The organism is Gardnerella coleohominis (assembly GCF_002896555.1).
Lineage (GTDB): Bacteria > Actinomycetota > Actinomycetes > Actinomycetales > Bifidobacteriaceae > Bifidobacterium > Bifidobacterium vaginale_F.
On sequence record NZ_MNLH01000003.1, the window covers coordinates 56,175 to 76,770 of the forward strand.

8 protein-coding genes are annotated in these 20,596 nt (G+C 43.7%); 5 read left to right on the top strand and 3 right to left on the bottom strand.

Features of this window, described 5'->3' with window-relative positions; genetic code table 11:
* Nucleotides 1-78 precede the first annotated feature (78 nt).
* Nucleotides 79-1,224 carry a glutamate 5-kinase gene (proB, locus tag BFS05_RS03705; RefSeq protein WP_103084661.1) on the top strand — a complete coding sequence of 382 codons (1,146 nt, stop codon included), beginning with the start codon at nt 79-81 and terminating at the stop codon, nt 1,222-1,224.
* A gap of 78 nt (nt 1,225-1,302) precedes the next feature.
* Here the strand turns inward: proB and BFS05_RS03710 are convergent, their stop codons facing one another.
* Both BFS05_RS03710 and BFS05_RS03715 read right to left on the bottom strand, forming a co-directional pair.
* On the bottom strand, nt 1,303-2,916 hold the full coding sequence (locus BFS05_RS03710) for a helix-turn-helix domain-containing protein (protein ID WP_103084662.1): 1,614 nt from the start codon (nt 2,914-2,916) through the stop codon (nt 1,303-1,305).
* Between the two features lie 107 nt (nt 2,917-3,023).
* Nucleotides 3,024-5,039 carry a DUF6020 family protein gene (locus tag BFS05_RS03715; RefSeq protein WP_103084663.1) on the bottom strand — a complete coding sequence of 672 codons (2,016 nt, stop codon included), beginning with the start codon at nt 5,037-5,039 and terminating at the stop codon, nt 3,024-3,026.
* A 272-nt stretch (nt 5,040-5,311) separates the two neighbouring features.
* On the opposite strand from BFS05_RS03715, the gene BFS05_RS03720 reads away from it, so the two are divergent.
* On the top strand, nt 5,312-6,193 hold the full coding sequence (locus BFS05_RS03720; protein WP_103084820.1) for a biotin--[acetyl-CoA-carboxylase] ligase: 882 nt from the start codon (nt 5,312-5,314) through the stop codon (nt 6,191-6,193).
* 166 nt (nt 6,194-6,359) lie between these two features.
* Here BFS05_RS03720 and BFS05_RS03725 read toward each other — a convergent pair whose 3' ends face one another.
* Complete coding sequence (locus BFS05_RS03725) at nt 6,360-7,019, bottom strand: biotin transporter BioY (protein ID WP_103084664.1); 660 nt, start codon at nt 7,017-7,019, stop codon at nt 6,360-6,362.
* Nucleotides 7,020-7,175: 156 nt separating this feature from the next.
* Here BFS05_RS03725 and BFS05_RS03730 point away from each other — a divergent pair, with 156 nt between their 5' ends.
* The 3 genes from BFS05_RS03730 (at nt 7,176) to BFS05_RS03740 (ending at nt 20,536) form a co-directional block, all read left to right on the top strand.
* Nucleotides 7,176-9,134 (top strand): ATP-binding protein, encoded by a 1,959-nt coding sequence (locus BFS05_RS03730; protein ID WP_103084665.1) that lies wholly within the window; start codon nt 7,176-7,178, stop codon nt 9,132-9,134.
* Entirely contained in the window at nt 9,134-10,762 is a 1,629-nt protein-coding gene (locus BFS05_RS03735) for an acyl-CoA carboxylase subunit beta (RefSeq protein WP_103084666.1), read from the top strand. Before BFS05_RS03730 ends, BFS05_RS03735 begins: the two co-directional genes overlap by 1 nt.
* Nucleotides 10,763-10,834: 72 nt before the next feature.
* Nucleotides 10,835-20,536: a type I polyketide synthase gene (locus BFS05_RS03740; protein WP_103084667.1), complete on the top strand. Its 9,702-nt coding sequence runs from the start codon at nt 10,835-10,837 to the stop codon at nt 20,534-20,536.
* Nucleotides 20,537-20,596 lie beyond the last annotated feature (60 nt).

Consider the following 20,596-nt stretch of genomic DNA (forward strand, 5'->3'; position numbering starts at 1 on the left):
CAGTAAAGTTCAGTAAAAGCTAGTAAATACTGGTAAAGTAAGGGTACTAAAACAAGAAGATACATAAGGGGATGGTATATGAGTAGTCAAGCAATTGATCCTACCGAAGAGGGGGTTCGGAGTTCAATTCGCGAAGCGCACACCATTGTAGTAAAAGTTGGTTCTAGTTCTCTTACAGATTTATCCGGTCATTTGGACGTGCAAAAATTGCGTGCTCTTGTTGCAGCTATTAGTCACGCTCAAATGTCTGGAGCTAATGTGGTTCTAGTGTCTTCTGGCGCTATTGCAGCAGGATTTGGATTGCTTGGCTTTAATGAACGTCCTAAAGATGTACCAACTCAGCAAGCGACAGCTTCTGTTGGTCAAGGTCTGCTTATGGCTCAATACGAGTCTGCTTTCGCGCAATTCGGCTTCCGCGTAGGTCAAATGTTACTCACTGCGGATGTCACTATTTCTCCATCTAGATATAGAAATGCTCAGCGTACCATGCTACGTTTGCTTGAGCTTGGAATCATTCCTATTGTCAATGAAAATGATGCTCTTTCAAGTAATGAAATTCGTTTTGGAGATAATGATAGGTTAGCTTCTTTAGTTGCGAATATTGTGCGAGCGGATGCTTTAGTTTTGCTTACGGATGTTGATTCTTTGTATACTGCGCCTCCTAGCGAACCGGGTGCTAAACGTATAAGTTTTGTGCCAGATGTTAATCGCGCTTTAGAAGAAGTGAAAGTTGGCTCTAGTGTTTCTGGAGTAGGAACTGGGGGTATGGTTACGAAGATGGAAGCAGCGCATGTTGCTGCTGTTTCGGGTATTCCAACTGTTCTTACTTGTGCAAATAATGCTGGGCCTGCGCTTGCTGGAGATGCAGTTGGCACTGTGTTTGCTCCGATTAATTCGCGCGATTCTTCTAGAAGACTGTGGATTGGTTTTGCTTCTAATCCTAACGGAACTTTAATAGTTGATAGTGGTGCTGCAAAAGCTGTGCGCGGTGGTCGTGCAAGCTTGCTTGCGGCTGGTATTGTGGGCGTGCGCGGCGATTTTTCTGCGACTGATCCGGTGTGGATTGATGACGAGCAAGGCAATCATTTAGCTAGAGGCTTAGTTGCTTTTGATTCAGAGGAAATCCCTGAAATTATGGGTCTTACTACTGATGAGCTTGAGGAATCGCTTGGGCGACAGTATGCGCATCCAGTTGTGCATCGCGACAATCTTGTGCTTGTTTAAGAATTTCGCTTGTTTAGCTATCCTGCTTTCTTTAGCGTTTGCAGATCAAGATTTGTTGATTTTAAATTCTCGCAAAGTCTAATGCGAATCGCGTATACGCCCAATAGTAATAGCTGTTTGTAAAACGTATGCTGCGCGTGGATCTGTTGCATCCCATCCTGTTGTCTGTGCAACTTTACGCAAACGGTATCTCACAGTGTTTGGATGAACATTTAACTCGTGTGCTGTTTGATCAAGAGCGCCGCCAAATCTCAAGAACATATCGATAGTAGACAAAGTAGGATCATCTTCGCTATAAGGCGCTAAGCTTTGATAAACCGAAGTATACAAGGTATCTATAGCTGAAGAATCGCCAATAAGTGCTCTTTCTGGGAGTACGTCGTCTGTGTGAATAATATTTGGCAAATGATTAACTGACGGAGCCACTGCAAGAGACGCAAGAGTTGCGGTGATTGCTGAAGATACTTGACTGACGCTTTTAGCTATTGAACTAATAACAATCGGTTTTTTTGACGGCTCAAATACGCTGCATAGTTTTTCTAAAGCTTGTTTAGGCGGATCTTCTCGAATAGCAAGAATGATGATATGCGATGGTGAAGCGAATCCGTTGTTTTCAAAATCGTTATTATCATTTTTGCTTTTACTTTTATTTTTTTCTTCTTTAGAGTGAACTATCGAATTAATATTCCAAGCTGAAGCTATGCGTTCTATAGCGTCGCTTTGTACGCTCTCAACTATAGCGTCATAAGCATTGCATGAGCTTAGCATTGGCCAAATAGTCCTGCGTAACGTATCTGTATTGTTTGGTGTTTCATGCGTTACTACGCGTCTAGTTGGGCCATTGTCCTTCTTTTTAGCAGCTCCATAAGTGCCGGCAATAACAATAATCTTAGGGTTGTTAGGCCATTGTAAGAGATGCATTAATGCGCTTACTCTTTGATCTGCAATACCGTTCATAAGACATGTTGCAATAAGAGTATGCAAACGAAGTCTTGTTGCAGAATCGAAAACTTGACCGTCTCGATTGTCAAAAATACCTAATTTTTCTTCACTAGAAGGAGCTGTTGGTAATACTGTGAAATGTGGTGTATCGTCACCGTTAGTTTTTTGACTATCTTTAGCGTCTTTGGCGTTTTTGGAATTTTTGTCGTCTTTAGATTCCTGATTCTTTTGAGAATTTCTAGAGCCAAAATGCCAAAGATGATGTTTGCGTTTTTTAGTCGGTTCTTCCGAAGTAGTTGATTCTTCTGAGTTTTTTTGATTTTCGTAATTAGTTTTGTATGGCGATTCCGAATTAGATTCAGAATTTATAGAAGATTCATAAGAATCAGTGTTTGCTGTATTTACAGGATTTGTTGTATTCGTGGTTGCTACAGGGTATGCAGATAATTCAGCGTTATTTGGGTATGCGTTATTTGAGTATGCGTTATTTGATGCGCCTTGGTATGCACTACTTTCGTATTCGCGATTGGATTGATTGTATTGATTGGACTGCTCGGATTGTTTAGAGTGCTCTGACGCATAAATACTACTTCCGTCAGCTTTAACTCCTGTTAAAAGTGAAAGAAAATCTATATCTAAGCTAAGTGATTGAGGAATATCATTCCTAGGCGAAATCGAATCGCCTTCTGCTAGAGACGTATGATTCTTATCGTTAGAATCATTGCTCTCTGCGCAAATCGCGTCACTCATTTCACACCTTTGTTATCGTTCGTTTAATAGAATATTTAACTTCTATTTTATTAGCCCAAGTTTATTCTGTTTATTCTTTTTTATTTTGTTTATTATATTTATTCCATTTATTCTGTTTTATTAGATATTTTATTAGAACAAGTGTTTTCTATTTTATTCAGATTCGTGCCATTTTTATCAATCGTCGGCATTTCTTCTGTTTTTAGTGATTCGCGCCAAAAAGTTAAAGCTGTAAACCAAAAAACAAAAGCAACTGGTAGCATATGTCTTTCAAAATTATTTGCAGGAGCAAGCATCATAACTCCAACTAAAAGCGCTAACGGCATGTGTAAAGCGAATGTTTTCCATCTTCTACAAACTAATTCTGCAATGCCAATAAGTAACGTTGCAATAACATACGTATTGCCGTGAATAAGCCATCCAAACTCATTACTATCGCTTATATCGCTTGAAGTATTGTATACATCTTTACGCCAATCTGGCATCCAATATTTTATCCACGTTGAATTAAAAATATTATCTGTGTAAATGTAATATTCTGGTCCAACATAAGGCTTGTCTGTAATATCAAAATAACCGTAAGTTTTCGCTAAAAATGCGTCTGTAGCTACAACAGGACTGTGTGAAACGATAAGCCACCAAGCGTGATTAAATTTATTTAAGTCCGATTTATTTACGTAACGCCAACGGTAGCTTACTTTTTTAGATTGCATTCCGGAAGACTTAACAGGGTCGGCATCTTGAGGATTATAAGTTTCAGCAGTTTGATCAATATTAAAAATTGGCGCTAGTTCTTTTTGTGCTTCTTTAGGTATGCTTTCTGGATCTAATTTGGCAATGCGCGCGATTTGTTGTAGTTGAAGTCCGCGGCTTTCAATCGGGTCTCCGCTTATTATTACTCCATTGTGTATAAGTAATGCGATTGAACCATGTATTGCAATAGTTGGTAAAAGTAGGCAGCAAACCCATATGAGCCAACGTTTTCTTTCGCTTATAAGTAGTATCACAAATTGGATTACTAGAATGTACCAAGCGTATTTTGCTGCTATAAGCATTACGCATACGGATATAACAAGTTCTAGTATTGTGTACCATTTGTAGTTTTTATTTCTAAGCTCGTATAAAGTTCCAAACCACCATGTGAAAGCGAATGCGAATAATGGTGATTTTGTTAAAGCGATAGTGCTAAAAATAACGAGTGGGCTTAATAAGAATGTGACTAATACGGCAAAACGTATGAAAACAGGAGTGTCAGGGTGACTTTTCCACGGCTGGTTTAGGAATCTGTGCGCTGTTGCAGCACAACACCATATTGCGAATAGGAATTGAAGAGACGCGAGTATTACGATTCCTGCATCATTCGAGTCGGTGAAATACCTAGAAACGGCTGTTACTGATCCATAAATAACAGTTAAAACAATATTATGCTGATCTGTTAAATACGTTGGTTGCGATGGCCATAAATAATGTGCTGTCGGATAAATATCGGCTGGAACAAAGCTAAAGAATCCAATATAAGGTTGTTTTAATCCAGTAACTTGATTCCAAGCCCAACTGTATTCGCGTATTTGTGAGCAAATATCTGCGCCATAGGCAGCTAAAAGTGTAACTGGAATCCACAGCCACCCAATAAATAGCGTGATTATAAGTCTTAAACGCGTAGAAGTTATATTTATAATGGCAGTTCGAGCAAATTTTATAGCTGATACAGAAATGTAGTGTGAGAGTTTTATTGGAATCAGAAGGTAATTTGGTAATTTTGTTGAAGATTTTGCTAAGTTATGAGCATATTTAGAAATAAGTTTTCTAACAAAATTCCATGATTTTATTATGCAATTAGGAAGATGTGAAGTTTTACCAAATTGTACAGCGATTAGAAGTATTAAGTAATAGCAGGCGAAAGAAATAATGAGAATTAGCCAGTTTTGCCATTGAAAATCTGTAATAGAATAAAAAACTACATTTTTACCAATTGAAGATTTTTCATAATTTTGCATTCTAAAAATAGGCCCGATACTTGTACACAAAGCAAACCATGCGCATAGCGTGATCATAAGAGTATGCTCTGCTATTGTTCGCGCAATTTTTAGTATGCTCTTTAAATGTGTATAAGTATTGTTCATTATTCTGCCTATGTTAGTTGCTTGAAGCTATGTTATTAGCTTACATCTTTTAAGCGCTAAATTTAATTGCTGGATTTAATCTCTTGATTTGATAGATTGATTTGATTATTAGATCTGATATATTGCTATGATTGCTGGGCTTGATTTGCTGGTTTTGATTTGCTGGGCCTAATCGCTTGGCCTAATTGAAATTCTTTATTTTGGGTTATAGCCTAAAAGTCACGTATATAATAAATATTATGAATATTCATATAAATCCTGATGTTACAAAAATGCCTTCATTGTCTGCTCATGAAGTATTGCCATTAACTGAAGCCTCATCAGACGGACTTGTATACGTAGCTTGTACAGATTCTACACAAAATATTGCTAGAGAAATGATTTCAAATGGTGATATTCGTGTTAAAAAAAGTGGAGAGCTTCCAATTTATGCGATTGTTGCAGATGATCAAACAGCAGGACGAGGTCGTCTTGGACGCGAATGGGTGAGCAGGCCAGGTGAAAGCTTCTTAGTTTCTTTTGTAACGCTTTTGCCGAAAAAAATAGTTATGGACGCGGATCGAAATGGATGGTTGCCTATTCTTTCAGGTTTTGCAACTAGAGACGCTTTATTAGAAACTTTTAGCAAGTATAAAAGTGAAGCAATTCACGGAAAAGATTGTACTTTAAAACTTAAATGGCCTAATGATATATTTCTGCATGATTGCAAAGAAGGCGGAATATTAACAGAACTTGTTTCTTCAGTAGATGAGGATTTAATTGGCGTAGTTTTTGGAATAGGTTTGAATTTGCATGTTCCTCAAGAAGTGCTACCTATAAAAATGGCAACATCATTGCAAATGCATATGACTTCTTTGCCTGAATCTTACGAGTTAAGAGATGTGATTGCGTCAAATATTGTAAGAGGACTGCGCTCGCGTTTAGCTGATTTTGTAGAAAAGTATCCGAATAATTCGTCTGATTTGCTTAATGAAGTTAATGAAGTTTGCTGGACTCTTGGACGTGAAGTCAGCGTGCATCCTGTGGATGGAGATGTTGTTAAGGGTGTTGCTTTGAGAATTGGAGAAGATGCTTCGCTTACGATTCGCAAAGATTCAGGAGAAGAAGTTGTTGTTAAAAGCGGTGATGTGAACGCTGTTGCGTATGAAAAATGAGATTTAAATAAAGCGTACGCTATGACTTGCTTTCTGCACTAGTGTCTCATTTTGCTTGTTTTAAGACACTAGTGCAGTTGTCGTTCTGCATTAGTGTCTCAAAACAAGCGTAGTGGAACATTTGCCGGAGATTTTCCGACAAATGCTCCACTTATAGAAGTTATGTTTAGTTGTTAGCGCGCTTCTTATTAAGAACGTTGTAGAATCCGGAGCAAACCGCGCTAGCAACAAAGGCCTTAATTAAATCGCCAATCATGAAGATAATCAAGGTTGCTGCAGCAGTTGAAAGTGGCATGCCGGTTAAGTAGCTTTGGCCAAAAATGCCGAATGCGTAAATAACAATCGTGCCGATTATGGAAGCTACAGCGTAAGTGCTGAAACGTGCGAAAGTCTTTTTGAATGAACGTTCTGGCATCATAGCGTCAAGAGCTACATCAAATACGCGCTTCAAAGCGGCAGTTGCTGCAACGCCAAAAATAAAGCCAACAAGGAAGCCTGCGGTTGGTCCTACGAAGGCAACCCAACCGGCCTTACCGCCAGCGAACACAGGCATGCCGGCAGCGCCAATAGCAAGATACATAATTACTGAGGCCACGCCTTTGCGCCAATTCAAGGTTAAACCAGCAATGCACAAAACAAGAGTTTGCAAGGTAATCGGCACAGGAGTAACAGGATAAATATAAATTGCGCCTGCCATAGTAGAAAGAGCCAAAAGCACAGTAAGAAGAGCTGGCTTAGAAATCCAAATTGCGGCTGCTTTCAACTTGTTTGCAACTGTTGCTCCATTGAATGCTGATGCTGCATTGTTTTTGTTCATGTTAGTCATGAAAACCTTCTTTCGTTTTTTAAACGTTTTCCGTTTCGCTAAACACATTACGTGCCGTAAAAATCATGTGCATTGGAGAAGTGTACAAAATTTTGTGCAAGCTTTTGTGTATGTTGGCTCATACTAAAACGCGAATTTTCCGATATTTTTTATCGTATGGTTACGAATATCAAAAAATTACTCATCGCTAATCGCGGTGAAATCGCTTTGCGTGTTATCCGCACGGCGCATGAAATGGGCATTTCTACGGTTGCTATTTACGCGCCAACAGATCGCAATGCTCAATTTGTAGAAATGGCAGATGAAGCGTACGCGCTTTCAGGAGACACCTATCGCGATACTTATTTGAATGAAGACGCGATTCTTGACATTATTCAAAGAAGTGGTGCTGACGCAGTACATCCAGGCTATGGATTCTTATCTGAAGTTGCATCTTTCGCGCAGAAAGTCAACGATGCTGGTGTGATTTGGATTGGACCTCGTCCAGAAGCGCTGATTGATTTAGGGGATAAGATCACAGCTAGACGAGTTGCAGTACGCGCAAAAGTACCTCCTGTTCCAGGAATCTCAGATCCAGTAAAAGATATTCGAGAGCTTTTAACATTTGCGCAAACTCACGGTTACCCGGTTATGATGAAGCGCACTGATGGCGGTGGCGGACGAGGCATTACCGTTGTGCATAACGACGACGAGTTGCGCGGTTTTTATATGAATCACGACGCTTTGCAAGGCGGAGATTTAGACGAATACTTTATTGAACGCTTTATAGATAAAGCTCGTCACGTCGAAACACAATGTGGACGTGACAGTCATGGGAATTTCACCGTATATTCCACGCGCGATTGCTCTGTGCAGCGCCGCAATCAAAAGTTAGTTGAGGAGGCTCCTGCGCCGTTCTTAACGGACGATGAGAATGATCAGCTTCGCAGATATTCTCGTAACCTATTTGAAGCTGTTGATTACGTGGGCCTTGGCACGTGTGAATATATGGTGACTTCTCAGCATAAGGTTTACTTCCTAGAAGTTAATCCGCGTTTGCAAGTCGAGCACACTGTTAGTGAGGAAGTTAGTGGACTTGATTTAGTTCGCGAGCAATTAAATATTGCAAATGGCAAGAATCTTACTAAAGATCCAGAGCCGCGAGGACACAGTTTTGAGCTTCGTATTACTTCTGAAGATCCTGCAACTAATTTGACTCCAAGTTCTGGAACTTTGACGAAAATCAAGTGGCCTTCTGGACCTGGAGTTCGTGTTGACTTTGGCGTAGAAGAAGGAGATAACGTATCTCCAAAATTTGATTCTATGATGGGCAAGTTAATTATAACTGCACAAAGTCGTGAAGCTGCTGTAGCTCGAGTTCGTCGTGCTTTGAAGGAATTATGCATTGAGGGCGTGCCAACACCTGCAAAACTTTTTGAGCAGATTTTTAACGATCCAGAGTTTACTGCTGAAAATCACAGTTTTGACGTATCTACTAAGTGGATGGAACGCAAGTATTTGAATCGTGTTCCTGCAGCTTCTTTGGGCGGGCAGCCAGCATCTCTTGTTTCTGGTCAGGTTTCAGGTGAGCCTGAAAATAAGCAGCCTGCTATGGAATCATTCGTAATTGAAGTCGATAACAAGCGCGTAAAGCTTACAATTCCTCAAGATATTGTCGATAATCTTACTGGTTCCGCACGAGTACGTAGTGTTTCCAGAGTTTCGCAGCCTCTTCGTGGTCGTAGTCTTCGCGGAGATACGCATAAAAATGAGGAGCAAAAGCAGATTCCTGGTGTTATAGCTGCTCCTATGCAAGCTGTTATTACGCGCGTGAATGTTGCTGAAGGTCAGAAGGTTGCTAAAGGTGATTTGCTGGCTGTTCTTGAGTCTATGAAGATGGAAAATTACGTGTATGCTCCAGCTGCTGGAACTATTACAGGTATTTTTGTAAGTCCTGGAGATGGCGTTGAAGCTGGCGCAAAAATCGTGACTATTGATATATCCGGTAGTTCGAAGAGCGGCGCAAATAAGTCTGAAGATTCTAACAATTCTGAAGATTCCAACAAGTCTGAAAATAATGCGAATACTGCAAATTCTGCTGAGTCTGCTGAAAAGTCGGAAGGAGAGCAGAAATAATGAGTGCCTTAGTAAAAGATAGGTCATCTCTTCTAACAAAAAATTCGAGTTCAAAATCCGATTCAGAAGAGCAAACTTTGCAGCCAAGACGTGGAAAAGCAGCCGTTCAGCATGCAGCTCAATTAGCTAGAGATGCTGAGCAAACAGCTTGCGAACGTCAGCATGCAAAAGGAAAAGGCACTGCACGAGAGCGCCTAGATTTGCTTTTTGACACCGGATCATTCGTGGAAATCGGACGTTTTAACGGCGGCGACATTAATAACGATGTTGCCGGATGCGCTGTAATCACTGGTTTTGGTGAAGTTTATGGCCGAAAAGTTGCAGTTTATGCGCAAGACTTTTCTGTTAAAGGTGGAACTTTAGGCAAAGCTGAAGGTGAGAAAATCTGCCATCTTTTGGATATGGCTTTAGAGCTTCGAGTGCCTGTTGTTGCAGTAATTGATTCCGGTGGTGCGCGTATTCAAGAAGGCGTTAGTGCGCTTATGCAGTACGGACGAATCTTCAAAAAAACTTGTGAAGCAAGCGGTTTAATTCCGCAAATCTCACTAATTCTTGGTCCTTGCGCTGGTGGTGCAGTTTATTGCCCTGCGCTAACTGATTTGATTATTATGACTCGCGAACATTCAAACATGTTCGTTACCGGCCCGGATGTTGTTAAAGCTGCAACAGGCGAGGCTATTAGCATGGACGATTTGGGCGGCGGACTTGTGCATAACGCAACTTCCGGAGTTGCTCACTATTTGGGTGAAGATGAAGCTGACGCAATCGATTATGCGCGCACGATTTTGGCTTATTTGCCATCTAGCTGCGAGTCTGAGCCTCCTACTTTTGCGTATTCTGCTACTCGTGCAGATCGTGAAACTGCGCGAGAATTAGCAAATATCGTGCCTGATAACGATCGTCAGCCTTATGACGTGCTTGACGTAATTCGCAGAATCGTTGATTACGGTGAGTTTGTGCAAGTTCAGGAATTGTATGCTGCTTCTGCAGTAGTCGGTTTTGCTTGCATTGAAGGGCATCCTGTTGGGATCGTGGCAAATCAGCCTAAAGTAAACGCTGGTATTTTGGATGTTAATTCTTCCGAAAAAGTAGCGCGATTTGTGCGATTATGTGATGCTTTTAATCTTCCAGTCGTTACCCTGGTTGATACGCCTGGTTATAAGCCGGGATCAGATCAAGAGCATGCTGGAATTATTCGTAGGGGCGCAAAAGTGATTTACGCTTACGCGAATGCTCAAGTTCCGCTTGTAACAGTGATTTTGCGCAAAGCTTTTGGTGGAGCTTACATTGTTATGGGCTCGAAATCTATGGGTGCTGACGTAAATTACGCTTGGCCAACCAGCCAGATTGCTGTTTTAGGCGCTCAAGGTGCTGTGAATATTATTCATCGAAAAGATTTACATAAAGCAAAAGAACGCGGTCAAGATGTGGATGCTTTGCGTAAAAAACTTGTTGACGAATACGAGGCAACTACTGTTAATGCAAATCTTTCGCTAGAAACTGGTCAGATTGATGCAATGATCGACCCTGAGCAGACTCGCGATATGATATCTGGTTCTCTGAGTCTTTTACGTAGCAAAAAGCGCGTTTCGAGGACCGGTAAGCATCATGGTAATCAGCCTATGTAAATGAATCAATCAGTTATTGAATATTGAATTTATAAAAAGATCTAAATCAGATATCAACGAGAAGGAAATATCATGACAACATACTTTTTTGATCGACTCGCTAAAGATCCTCACGTGCTTGCTTTCGCAGGACAATCAACTCCATGGGTTGATGCTCTTCGATCCTTGCGCGATGACGCAGAATTAGATGCTGAGCTTCACCGTTACGAATCAAGCGCAAAAGCATTATTGTCTCCAATTTACGCTGAATTATTAGCTAACGCAGGTGGAGACATGAACGTATTTGATGCAATTGATAATAAGCATATTCATGCATCAGATGCACAATTAAGCGTTCCTGGAATTGCTTTAGCACAGTTAGGCGCAGTGCTTGATTTAACTAATCTTGGTTATAACTTTGAAGTTAATAAGCCATATTCTGTACTCGGTCATTCTCAAGGTGTGATTGCAGCAAGAATGGTTGAAGCTCGCATTAAAGCTGGATCTTGGCAGAAAGCTCGCACTCAAATAGAAGAATTACTTGCTTGCGCTTACATAATTGGAGCAGCAGGTGATCGCGAATCGCGTATGCTTGAAATTTCCGGTGATGGTGATTTAACCCCAATGCTTTCTCTTAAAGGCGTTACTGAAAAGCAAGCAAAAGCATTGATTGCACGTGTTGAACGCACTAAAGGCACAATATCGATTGCTGTAAAAAATTCTCGCAATCACGTTGTGCTTTCAGGATATCCAGAAGATATGGAAGCTGTTGCAAACGAAGCGCAGAAAGAATCTAAGCGTTCTAAGAAATTGCGTGAGATGAAAGTGCGCGGCGGATCCGTATTTTCTCCTGTAGCTGAATATTTAGACGTAACTGTTCCATTCCATTCTCCAATGATGGAAGCTGCAGTTAAGCAGGCTGAAGATTGGGCTGATGAAGCTGGTTTGAATGTAGAACTTGTGCGCACTCTAGCAGATGAAGTATTAGTTAAGCCTGTTGATTGGTCTGAGCTTGTTAAAAATGTGCTTGAAAACACAGACGCGCGCTCGCTTTGGGTTATAGATATGGGTCCTGGAGAAGTACTTGGAAAGCTTACCGGTGTGCTTGTTCAAGGTACTGGCGCTGGAGTAGTTGAAGCTGCTTCAGTGAATTCTCGCGCAAAGCTTTCAACAATGGATTGCGCTCCTGCTCGTACGGGATGCTGGGATGATTTTGCACCTCGCGTTATTGAAACTCCTGCAGGAAATAAAGTTCTTACAAAGTTCAGCAAACTGACTGGTAAAGCTCCTGTGCTTCTTGCAGGTATGACTCCAACAACCGTGGAGCCGGAAATCGTTGCTGCAGCTGCAAATGCTGGATATTGGGCAGAGCTTGCTGGCGGTGGTCAAGTTACCGCTGAAGTTTTTGATCGTCATATGAATTCTCTTACAAAGCAGCTTAACGAAGGTTCTACTGTTGAGTTCAATGCTATGTTTATGGACCGTTACTTGTGGAATTTGCAATTTGGTTCAAAGAGAATAGTTTCAAAGAAACGTCAATCTGGTGCTCCTATTGATGGCGTTGTAATTTCCGCTGGCATACCTGAATTAGATGAAGCAAAAGAGTTGGTTGCTTCTTTGCATTCAGACGGATTCTCCTATGTGGCATTTAAGCCTGGAACTGTTGATCAAATTCGTCAAGTTGTGAGAATTGCGAAAGCTGTTGCTCCAGCGATGATTATTGCACAAGTTGAAGGAGGATCTGCAGGCGGACACCACTCTTGGGAATCGCTTGACGATTTGTTGATTTCAACATACGCGCAAGTTCGTGAATGCGATAATTTGGTACTTGTTGCCGGCGGTGGTATCGGTACTCCTTCTCGCGCTGCAGATTATATTTCTGGACAGTGGGCGAATGAATATGATTTGCCTAATATGCCAGTTGATGCTGTGATGATTGGTACAGCTGCAATGACCGCTAAAGAAGCGCATACAAGTCCTGAAGTAAAGCGCATGCTTGTAGAAACTCCTGGAATTGTAGCTCCAAAAGCTTCTAGTGTTGAAGGATTTGATGATGATCCATTTGCTCCAATGGGAGAGCGTTGGGTTCCTTCTGGTGGTGTAGTTGGCGGAGTTACAAGTGGTTTAAGCCATTTGCATGCAGATATTTACGAGTTAGAAAACGCTTCTGCTCGCTGTGGTCGCTTGCTTGTTCATATGATGAAGCATCCTGAAGAACTTGAAACTCGCAGAGATGAGGTTATTAGCGCGCTTAATGCCACAGCTAAGCCATATTTTGGCGATGTTGAAACTATGACTTATGCGCAATTTGCTCAAAGATTCCTTGATTTAACTTATCCTTGGGTTGATCCTACTTACGCGGATCGCTACTTGCATTTGCTCCAGCGTATTGAAGCTCGTCTTATTTCTCAGGATTCTGGTGAGTTTACTTCGATTTTGCCAACTCGCGCGCAAGTTAGCGAACATCCTCAAGATGCTTTGGATGCGTTACTTGAAGCTTTGCCTCAAGCTCGTGAACTTAACGTTGTGCCAATGGATGCCGCTTGGTTCCCAACTTTGGTTCGCGAATATCCTAAGCCAATGCCATTCGTGCCAGTTATTGACAATGATTTGCTGCGCTGGTGGGGTCAAGATCAGCTTTGGCAGTCTGAAGATTCGCGTTATTCAGCGGATGCTGTGCGCGTAATACCTGGCCCTATTTCCGTGGCTGGTATCACGACTATGGATGAGCCGATCGCGGATATTCTCGGTCGTTTCGAAGCAGCTATGATGCAGCGCGCTAAAGATTTAGAGTTAGATGAGAATAAATTAGACAAGAGCAAATCTGATAAGAATAAGTCTTCTAAGTCTGATAAGTCTTCTGAATCTTCTGAATCTTCCGAATGCTATGAGCCTAAAGCTTTTAGTCAGATTTCAGATGCTAAAAATGTTGAAGCTTACGTGCGTGCATGCCCGAATATTTCTTGGGTTGGCCATGTGACTTCTAATCCGGCTTATGGTACTAATCTTGGCGATGAAAATTATGTGATTAGCGTTATTAGCGAGAAAAATGACGTTATTCAGCTTGATTTAGACGTTAAGTTGGACACATTCTGGGATGACGAGAATTCAAATGATTCTGATAATTCTAAGAAGAATTCTCAAAAGACTGGCAATAAGTCTTCTAATAAGTTGCCTAAGATTAAGCATGCTGTGCGAGATATTGTTATTCCGCTTACAGTTGACGCAAGTCGAGCAGGAAGCATACCGGTAGTTGACCGTGAACGCTTACCAAAGCACGTGTACGATATGCTTGCAGCAACCGCAGGTATTGGAAACACGGCGATTACAGGTGACGTACTCGAATCTATGCCAAAGATTGAAACAGCTGGAACAGAATCTGAATTACCAGAAGATTTGCTTAACGAATGTTATGAGAAATCTCCATTTGGATTAGTTCACTCATCTTATACTTTCTCTCGCAATCTTGGAATTGATCACGAGTCAGCTACTGCTGGAAGACTCCCAGATGGGTTGCTTGCTTCTCGCATTGTGCCTGACGCTTTAGTTGGACCTGCTTGGCCAACTATTTACTCGGCTTTAGGCTCTGTGATGGTAGATGGTTACCCTGTTATTGAAGGCCTTCTCAACGCTGTTCATTTAGATCACTTAGTTGAGCTAGATGTTGATGCTGAAGATTTCCGCAAGTATGTTGATAAAAAGATCAACTTACTCGGATGGGCAGAGCCTTACGCTGAATCTGCTTCCGGACGCGTTGTAACAATTCACGTAATTCATACTGCAGCTGATGGAACTCGTTTGGCTCACGAAACAGAGCGCTTTGCAATTCGCGGACGCAGCTTTAGCTCAGCACTTCCTGTGCCAGCTGCACAGTATGGTGATTCTGCAGAATTACACGGATACGAAGTTGAGGACACTCCTCGTCGTGCTTTGCGCAGAGTAGTAATTCGTGCGCCACACGATATGACCGCTTTCGCTCGTACTTCTGGAGATTTCAATCCAATCCACACTTCTAAGCGTGGGGCTGCAATTTCTGGACTTTCTGCACCTCTTGTACACGGAATGTGGCTTTCTGCAACAGCTCAGCATGTAGCTCAAGCAGTTGACGCAAAGGGCGCTCGCTATGAGTTAATCGGCTGGTCTTACAACATGTACGGCATGGTTCAGCTTGATGACGAAGTAGAAATTACAGTTGAGCGCGTTGGTAAAGTTCGCCGCGGCGGTCTCGCTTTGGAAGTTACATGCCGAGTTAACGGGCAAATTGTGTCTAAAGCCAGTGCGCTTACTCGCGCTCCACGAGCAGCATTCGTATACCCGGGTCAGGGTATTCAAAAGCAAGGAATGTCTCTGGATGAGAGAGCAAAATCGCCTGCAGTGCGTGATACTTGGGAAAGAGCTGATAAGCTTACTCGCGAAAAGCTTGGATTCTCAATCCTCGCAGTTGTGCGTGATAATCCTAAGGAGCTTACAGCTCACGGCGTAACTTACCGTCATCCTGAGGGATTGCTGAATTTGACGCAGTTCACGCAGGTTGCGCTTGCAACAGTTGCTTTTGCTCAAACAGCTCGTCTTCGTGAAGCAGGATGCGATATTTGGCCTGCATACTTTGCTGGTCACTCGCTTGGCGAATACAATGCTTTAAGCTCCTTCGCGCAAATTATTCCGCTCGAAACTGTGCTTGAATTAGTATTCCATCGCGGATCTACCATGCATCATTTGATTGAGCGAGACGCACAAGGTCGCTCAAACTATCGCATGGGCGCGCTTCGACCAAACCAGTTCGGTGTGGACGATGAAGGCGTTAACGCTTACGTTGACGGCATTTCTAAAGCTACTGGTGAATTCTTGCAAATTGTAAACTACAATTTGGCTGGTCAACAGTATGCGATTGCTGGAACGGTTAAAGGTTTGAAGGCCTTGGCTGCAGACGCTTCTAAGCGAGCAAAAGAATATGGTGGTAAGCCGCCGTTCATGTTTGTTCCTGGAATTGACGTGCCATTCCATTCTCGTGTGCTTCGCAAAGGTGTGCCGGAATTCCGCGATAAGCTTGATTCACTTCTCCCAGAGAATATTGACTATTCTCGTTTAGTTGGAAGATATATTCCTAACTTAGTAGCTGTGCCTTTCGAGCTTACTCGTGAATTTGCACAGAAGATTTTGGATGTTGTTCCATCTGAGCGTATTGAAGCAGCTTTGGAAGATGAAACTACGTGGAAATCTTATGCAGATGATGAGCAGAAGCTTGGTAGATTGCTTCTTACAGAGCTTCTTTCATGGCAGTTCGCTTCTCCAGTTCGCTGGATTGAAACGCAGGCTCTTATGTTTGCAGATCGCGCTCGCGGTGGTCTTGGCGTTGAAGAATACGTGGAAGTTGGTTTAGGAAACGCTCCAACTTTGGCAAATCTTGGTGCTAAAACTCTAGCTTTGCCGCAGTTTAGTGGCGAAAAGGTAACTGTTTATAACGTTGGCAGAGATGAAGGTCGCGTTTATATGACAGACACGGATTCGCTTGTGCCAGAAGTATTTGCTGAGGAAGATAGTACGGCTGAAGCTGCTTCTGCTGCTCCTGCTGGTTCTACTACTACTTCTACTACTGCGAATGCTGCTCCTGCCGCTGCTGTGCCGTCTGCCGCTCCTGCTTCGGCTCTTTCGGCTCCTGCCCCTGCAGCAAGCGGACCTGTAGCAGACTTGCCATTCAAAGCATCTGACGCAATCTCAATGCTTATTGCCTATAGTGCAAAAATCCGTCTTGACCAAATTGGCGATACGGATACAACGGATACTCTTACAAACGGCGTATCTTCGCGCAGAAACCAGCTTCTTATGGATATTAGCTCCGAGCTTGGCGTGGCAAGCGTGGATGGTGCAGCAGAAGCTCCAATGAGTGCTCTTCGTAAGTTGGTTGATTCCGTTGCTCCACGCTATAAGGCTTTTGGTGCTGTGCTTTCCGATATTGTGCGCGAACGTTTACGTGCGCTTTTCGGTGCAGCAGGCGTGAAGCCAGCGCAAATTGATAAGCGTATTTTGGAAGTTTGGCAGTTAGGTGAAGGCTGGCGTGCTCACGTGCTTGCAGCTTTGGTTTTGCAAACGCGTGAAGGTGCTAGCGTGCGCGGCGAAAATCTTGCGCAAATTTCAACTGAACCAGCAAAGAACACTTCTGCTGCGGATGCGTTAATTGACGCTGCAATTGCGCAAGTCGCACAAGCTCACGGCGTTAGCGTTTCTCAGCCTGGTGCTGCTGGTGGTGCAGGCGGTGCTGTTGTTGATTCTGCAGCTCTTGATGCATTTGCTGAACGCGTTGTTGGAGCGGACGGAGTACTTGCTGCAACAGCTAAGTTTGTGTTAGCAAAGCTCGGTGTTGAAGCTCCTAAAGCAGAAACTGAGAGTGACGAAAATGCTGCTGTTGTGGCTGCTGTTGAAGCTGAGCTTGGTGCTGATTGGCCAAAGCAAGTTGCTCCTCGATTTGATGAGCGTAAGGCGATTCTTTTCGACGATCGCTGGGCTTCTGCTCGCGAAGACGTTGCTCGCTTGTATTACAAGTATGCTTGCGCTAATAGTAATGCAACTTCTGCAGCTGCAACTTCTGCTGATGTGAATCCTAATGATGTTGAAGCAATCCTAAATAATATCGGAAGCTTCTTGGGAGCTGGAGAATCCGTTGCGGCTGAAGCTGCTTGGTTCGCAAAGAAATCTCAAGAAAATCATCTGAATAATCTATCTACAATATTTAATCGCATTTGTGATGATGCTCGCGCGAACGTGAAGGATTCGTCTTATGCGGCTAAAGACAGTGGATATGCAACTCGATTTGCCTCAGATGTGGCCGTTGTTACAGGCGTTGCTCCTAACTCTATTGCTGCTCGTGTTGTAACAGGATTGCTTGAAGGCGGTGCTACGGTTATTGCAACTTCTCACAGTTTCAAGCCGAGCGTTAAGTCTTGGGCAAAGAAAGCTTACCGTAAGCATGCTTCAATGGGTGCAAAGTTGTGGCTTGTTCCAGCAAACTTGTCTAGTTATCGCGATGTTGACGCGCTTGTAAAGTGGGTTGGCACGGTTTCAAAGAAGGTTAGCGGTGCAACAACCACCATTTTGAAGCCTGCTTATGAGCCGAGTATGTTCTTCCCATTCGCGGCTCCACCAGTTCACGGCACTTTGGCTGATTCTGGTTCGCTTTTTGAATCGCAATCAAGACTTATGCTGTGGGGTGTTGAGCGCGCAATCGCCGGATTTGCACAGATTGGAGCAGATACGGATGTGCAACATCGTATGCACGTTGTGTTACCTGGCTCTCCAAACCGTGGTATGTTTGGCGGCGACGGTGCTTATGGCGAAGTCAAGAGCGCTTTCGACGCGATTGTGAATCGTGCGCATGCGGAAAGTGTGTGGTCAGATCGCGTTACATTCGCTCATCCTAAGATTGGCTGGGTGCGTGGAACTGGCTTAATGGGTGGAAATGATCCGCTTGTGGCTGTAGTTGAACGTCATGGCTTAACTACCTACTCAACTCAAGAAATGGCAGATCGTTTGCTTGATTTGTGCACTAAGGAATCTCGAGAGCAGGCTGCAATAGCTCCTTTGGACGTAGATTTTACTGGTGGATTAGGCAAGGAGCCTCTTGATTTGAATGCTCTTCGTGCAGAAGCGCTGGAAGATCAGAAGCGTGCGGAAGAAGCAGAAAAAGCTGCTGAAGCTGCTTCAGAAGAAACTGTATCGTCTGCAATCTCCTCTGCAAAGTCAACAAACAAAGCTCTGCCAACTCCTTACGTGCCAACTCAAGCACATGTGAACTTGGCTGATTGGAAGAATGTAACAGCGCGTCCAGAAGACGAAATCGTAATCGTCTCAGTCGGCGAGCTTGGTCCATGGGGTTCCGGACGTACTCGTTTCGAAGCAGAACTTGGAATTCGCGAAGACGGATCCGTGGAGCTTTCTGCAGGAGCAGTACTGGAATTGGCTTGGAATATGGGCTTGCTTACTTGGCAGGATTCACCAAAGCCAGGCTGGTATGATGCGGACGGCACGCTTGTCCCAGAAGAAGATATTGCGGAGAAATATCGCGATGAAGTAGTAGCACGTTCCGGTATTCGACCATTTGAAACCGGAATGGGCGGCGATTACAAGGATGGAGCGAACGAAGAAGAAGCAGAAATCTTCCTCGATCACGACGTAACTTTCAGCGTTCCAACAGAAACAATTGCGCGCGAATACGTGGCGCTCGACGAAGCGCACACTGAGATTGCTCGTGATGCTGAATCGGGAGAGTGGATTGTTACGCGCAAGTCTGGATCTGTTATTCGCGTTCCGCGCAGAGCTGCAATGACCAGAACTGTTGGTGGACAATTCCCTAAGGGCTTCGATCCGCTAAAGTGGGGCATTCCAGCTTCGATGGTTGGAAGTGTTGACACGATTGCATTGTGGAATATCGTCACAACCGTGGACGCTTATATTTCCGCTGGTTTCACGCCTTCTGAAATATTGCAAGCTGTGCATCCTTCAATGGTTGCTTCAACTCAAGGCACCGGTTTCGGCGGCATGAGTTCAATGCGAAAACTGTATTTGGATCGATTCTTGAACCGTGAAATACCTACGGACGTATTGCAAGAAGCACTTCCAAACGTTGTTGCAGCGCATGTAATGCAAACATATATCGGCGGTTACGGAAACATGGTTCAGCCTGTGTCTGCATGCGCAACTGCAGCGGTTTCGCTTGAAGAAGGCGTTGATAAGATTGCTCTTGGCAAAGCTGACTTTGTAGTAACTGGCGCAATTGACGATATCGGTGTGGAATCTGTGGTTGGCTTCGGCAATATGAACGCAACTGCCAATAGTGAAGAAATGTATGCTAAGGGCATAAATCCTCGATTCTTCTCTCGCGCAAACGATCGCAGACGCGGCGGCTTCCTTGAAGCTCAAGGTGGCGGTACGATTTTGGTTACGCGCGGCGATATTGCTTTGAAGCTTGGCTTGCCTGTTGCTGGTGTGGTTGGTTTCATTCACTCCTACGCTGACGGCATTCACACTTCTATTCCTGCTCCTGGCTTGGGTGCTTTGGCTGCAGGCATGGGTGGAGCTAAGTCTAAGCTTGTGCGCGATTTGGCGGCTCTTGGCGTTACTCCGGATGATATTGCTGTGGTTTCTAAGCACGATACTTCCACGAATGCAAACGATCCGAACGAATCCGAGTTGCACAATACTCTTGCGCATGCAATCGGACGTACGGATGGAAATCCACTGTTCGTAATCAGCCAAAAGACGCTGACCGGTCACGCAAAGGGTGGCGCGTGCATCTTCCAAATCAACGGTTTGACGCAACTGTTTAGAAGTGGCGTAATTCCTGGAAATGCATCGCTTGACTGCGTGGATCCTAAGCTTGCGCGCGACGACCACATGGTTTGGTTGCGTGAGCCGATGCGCATTGGTAATGTTGCTGGTTCCGGTGCTGGTTCTTGTGCAGTGAAGGCTGCTCTCGCAACTTCGCTCGGCTTCGGTCACGTTAGCGGATTTGTTGCATTGGTTCACCCTGGCGCTTTTGAGGCGGCTGTTGCTGCTAGCGCTGGTGTCGATGCGCTTGAAGAGTGGCGTTCAAAGGCAAATGCTCGTTTGGCTGCAGGTCAGAGGAGGCTTGAGGAAGGCATGATGGGTCGATCTGCACTGTTCGAGCCTGTTGAGAATCGTCACTTGCTGAAGGATGGTACTCGTCTTCCAGATGGCACTCGCTACGACGGCCACGAGGCAGAAAAGGCGATGCTGCTTAATCCTGAAGCTCGCCTTAACGCAAACGGATACTACTGCTGAGCTTCTGATGTATTGACGCATTGAAATAAATGCACAACCAGAGCGGAAACATTTGCTGGT

What these genes read in the sequence shown, in the direction of transcription:
- BFS05_RS03740 (WP_103084667.1), top strand. Translation starts at nt 10,835, where the DNA reads ATGACAACATACTTTTTTGATCGACTCGCTAAAGATCCTCACGTGCTT.
- BFS05_RS03735 (WP_103084666.1), top strand. Translation starts at nt 9,134, where the DNA reads ATGAGTGCCTTAGTAAAAGATAGGTCATCTCTTCTAACAAAAAATTCG.
- proB (WP_103084661.1), top strand. Translation starts at nt 79, where the DNA reads ATGAGTAGTCAAGCAATTGATCCTACCGAAGAGGGGGTTCGGAGTTCA.
- BFS05_RS03715 (WP_103084663.1), bottom strand. Translation starts at nt 5,039, where the DNA reads ATGAACAATACTTATACACATTTAAAGAGCATACTAAAAATTGCGCGA.
- BFS05_RS03730 (WP_103084665.1), top strand. Translation starts at nt 7,176, where the DNA reads ATGGTTACGAATATCAAAAAATTACTCATCGCTAATCGCGGTGAAATC.
- BFS05_RS03725 (WP_103084664.1), bottom strand. Translation starts at nt 7,019, where the DNA reads ATGACTAACATGAACAAAAACAATGCAGCATCAGCATTCAATGGAGCA.
- BFS05_RS03710 (WP_103084662.1), bottom strand. Translation starts at nt 2,916, where the DNA reads ATGAGTGACGCGATTTGCGCAGAGAGCAATGATTCTAACGATAAGAAT.
- BFS05_RS03720 (WP_103084820.1), top strand. Translation starts at nt 5,312, where the DNA reads ATGCCTTCATTGTCTGCTCATGAAGTATTGCCATTAACTGAAGCCTCA.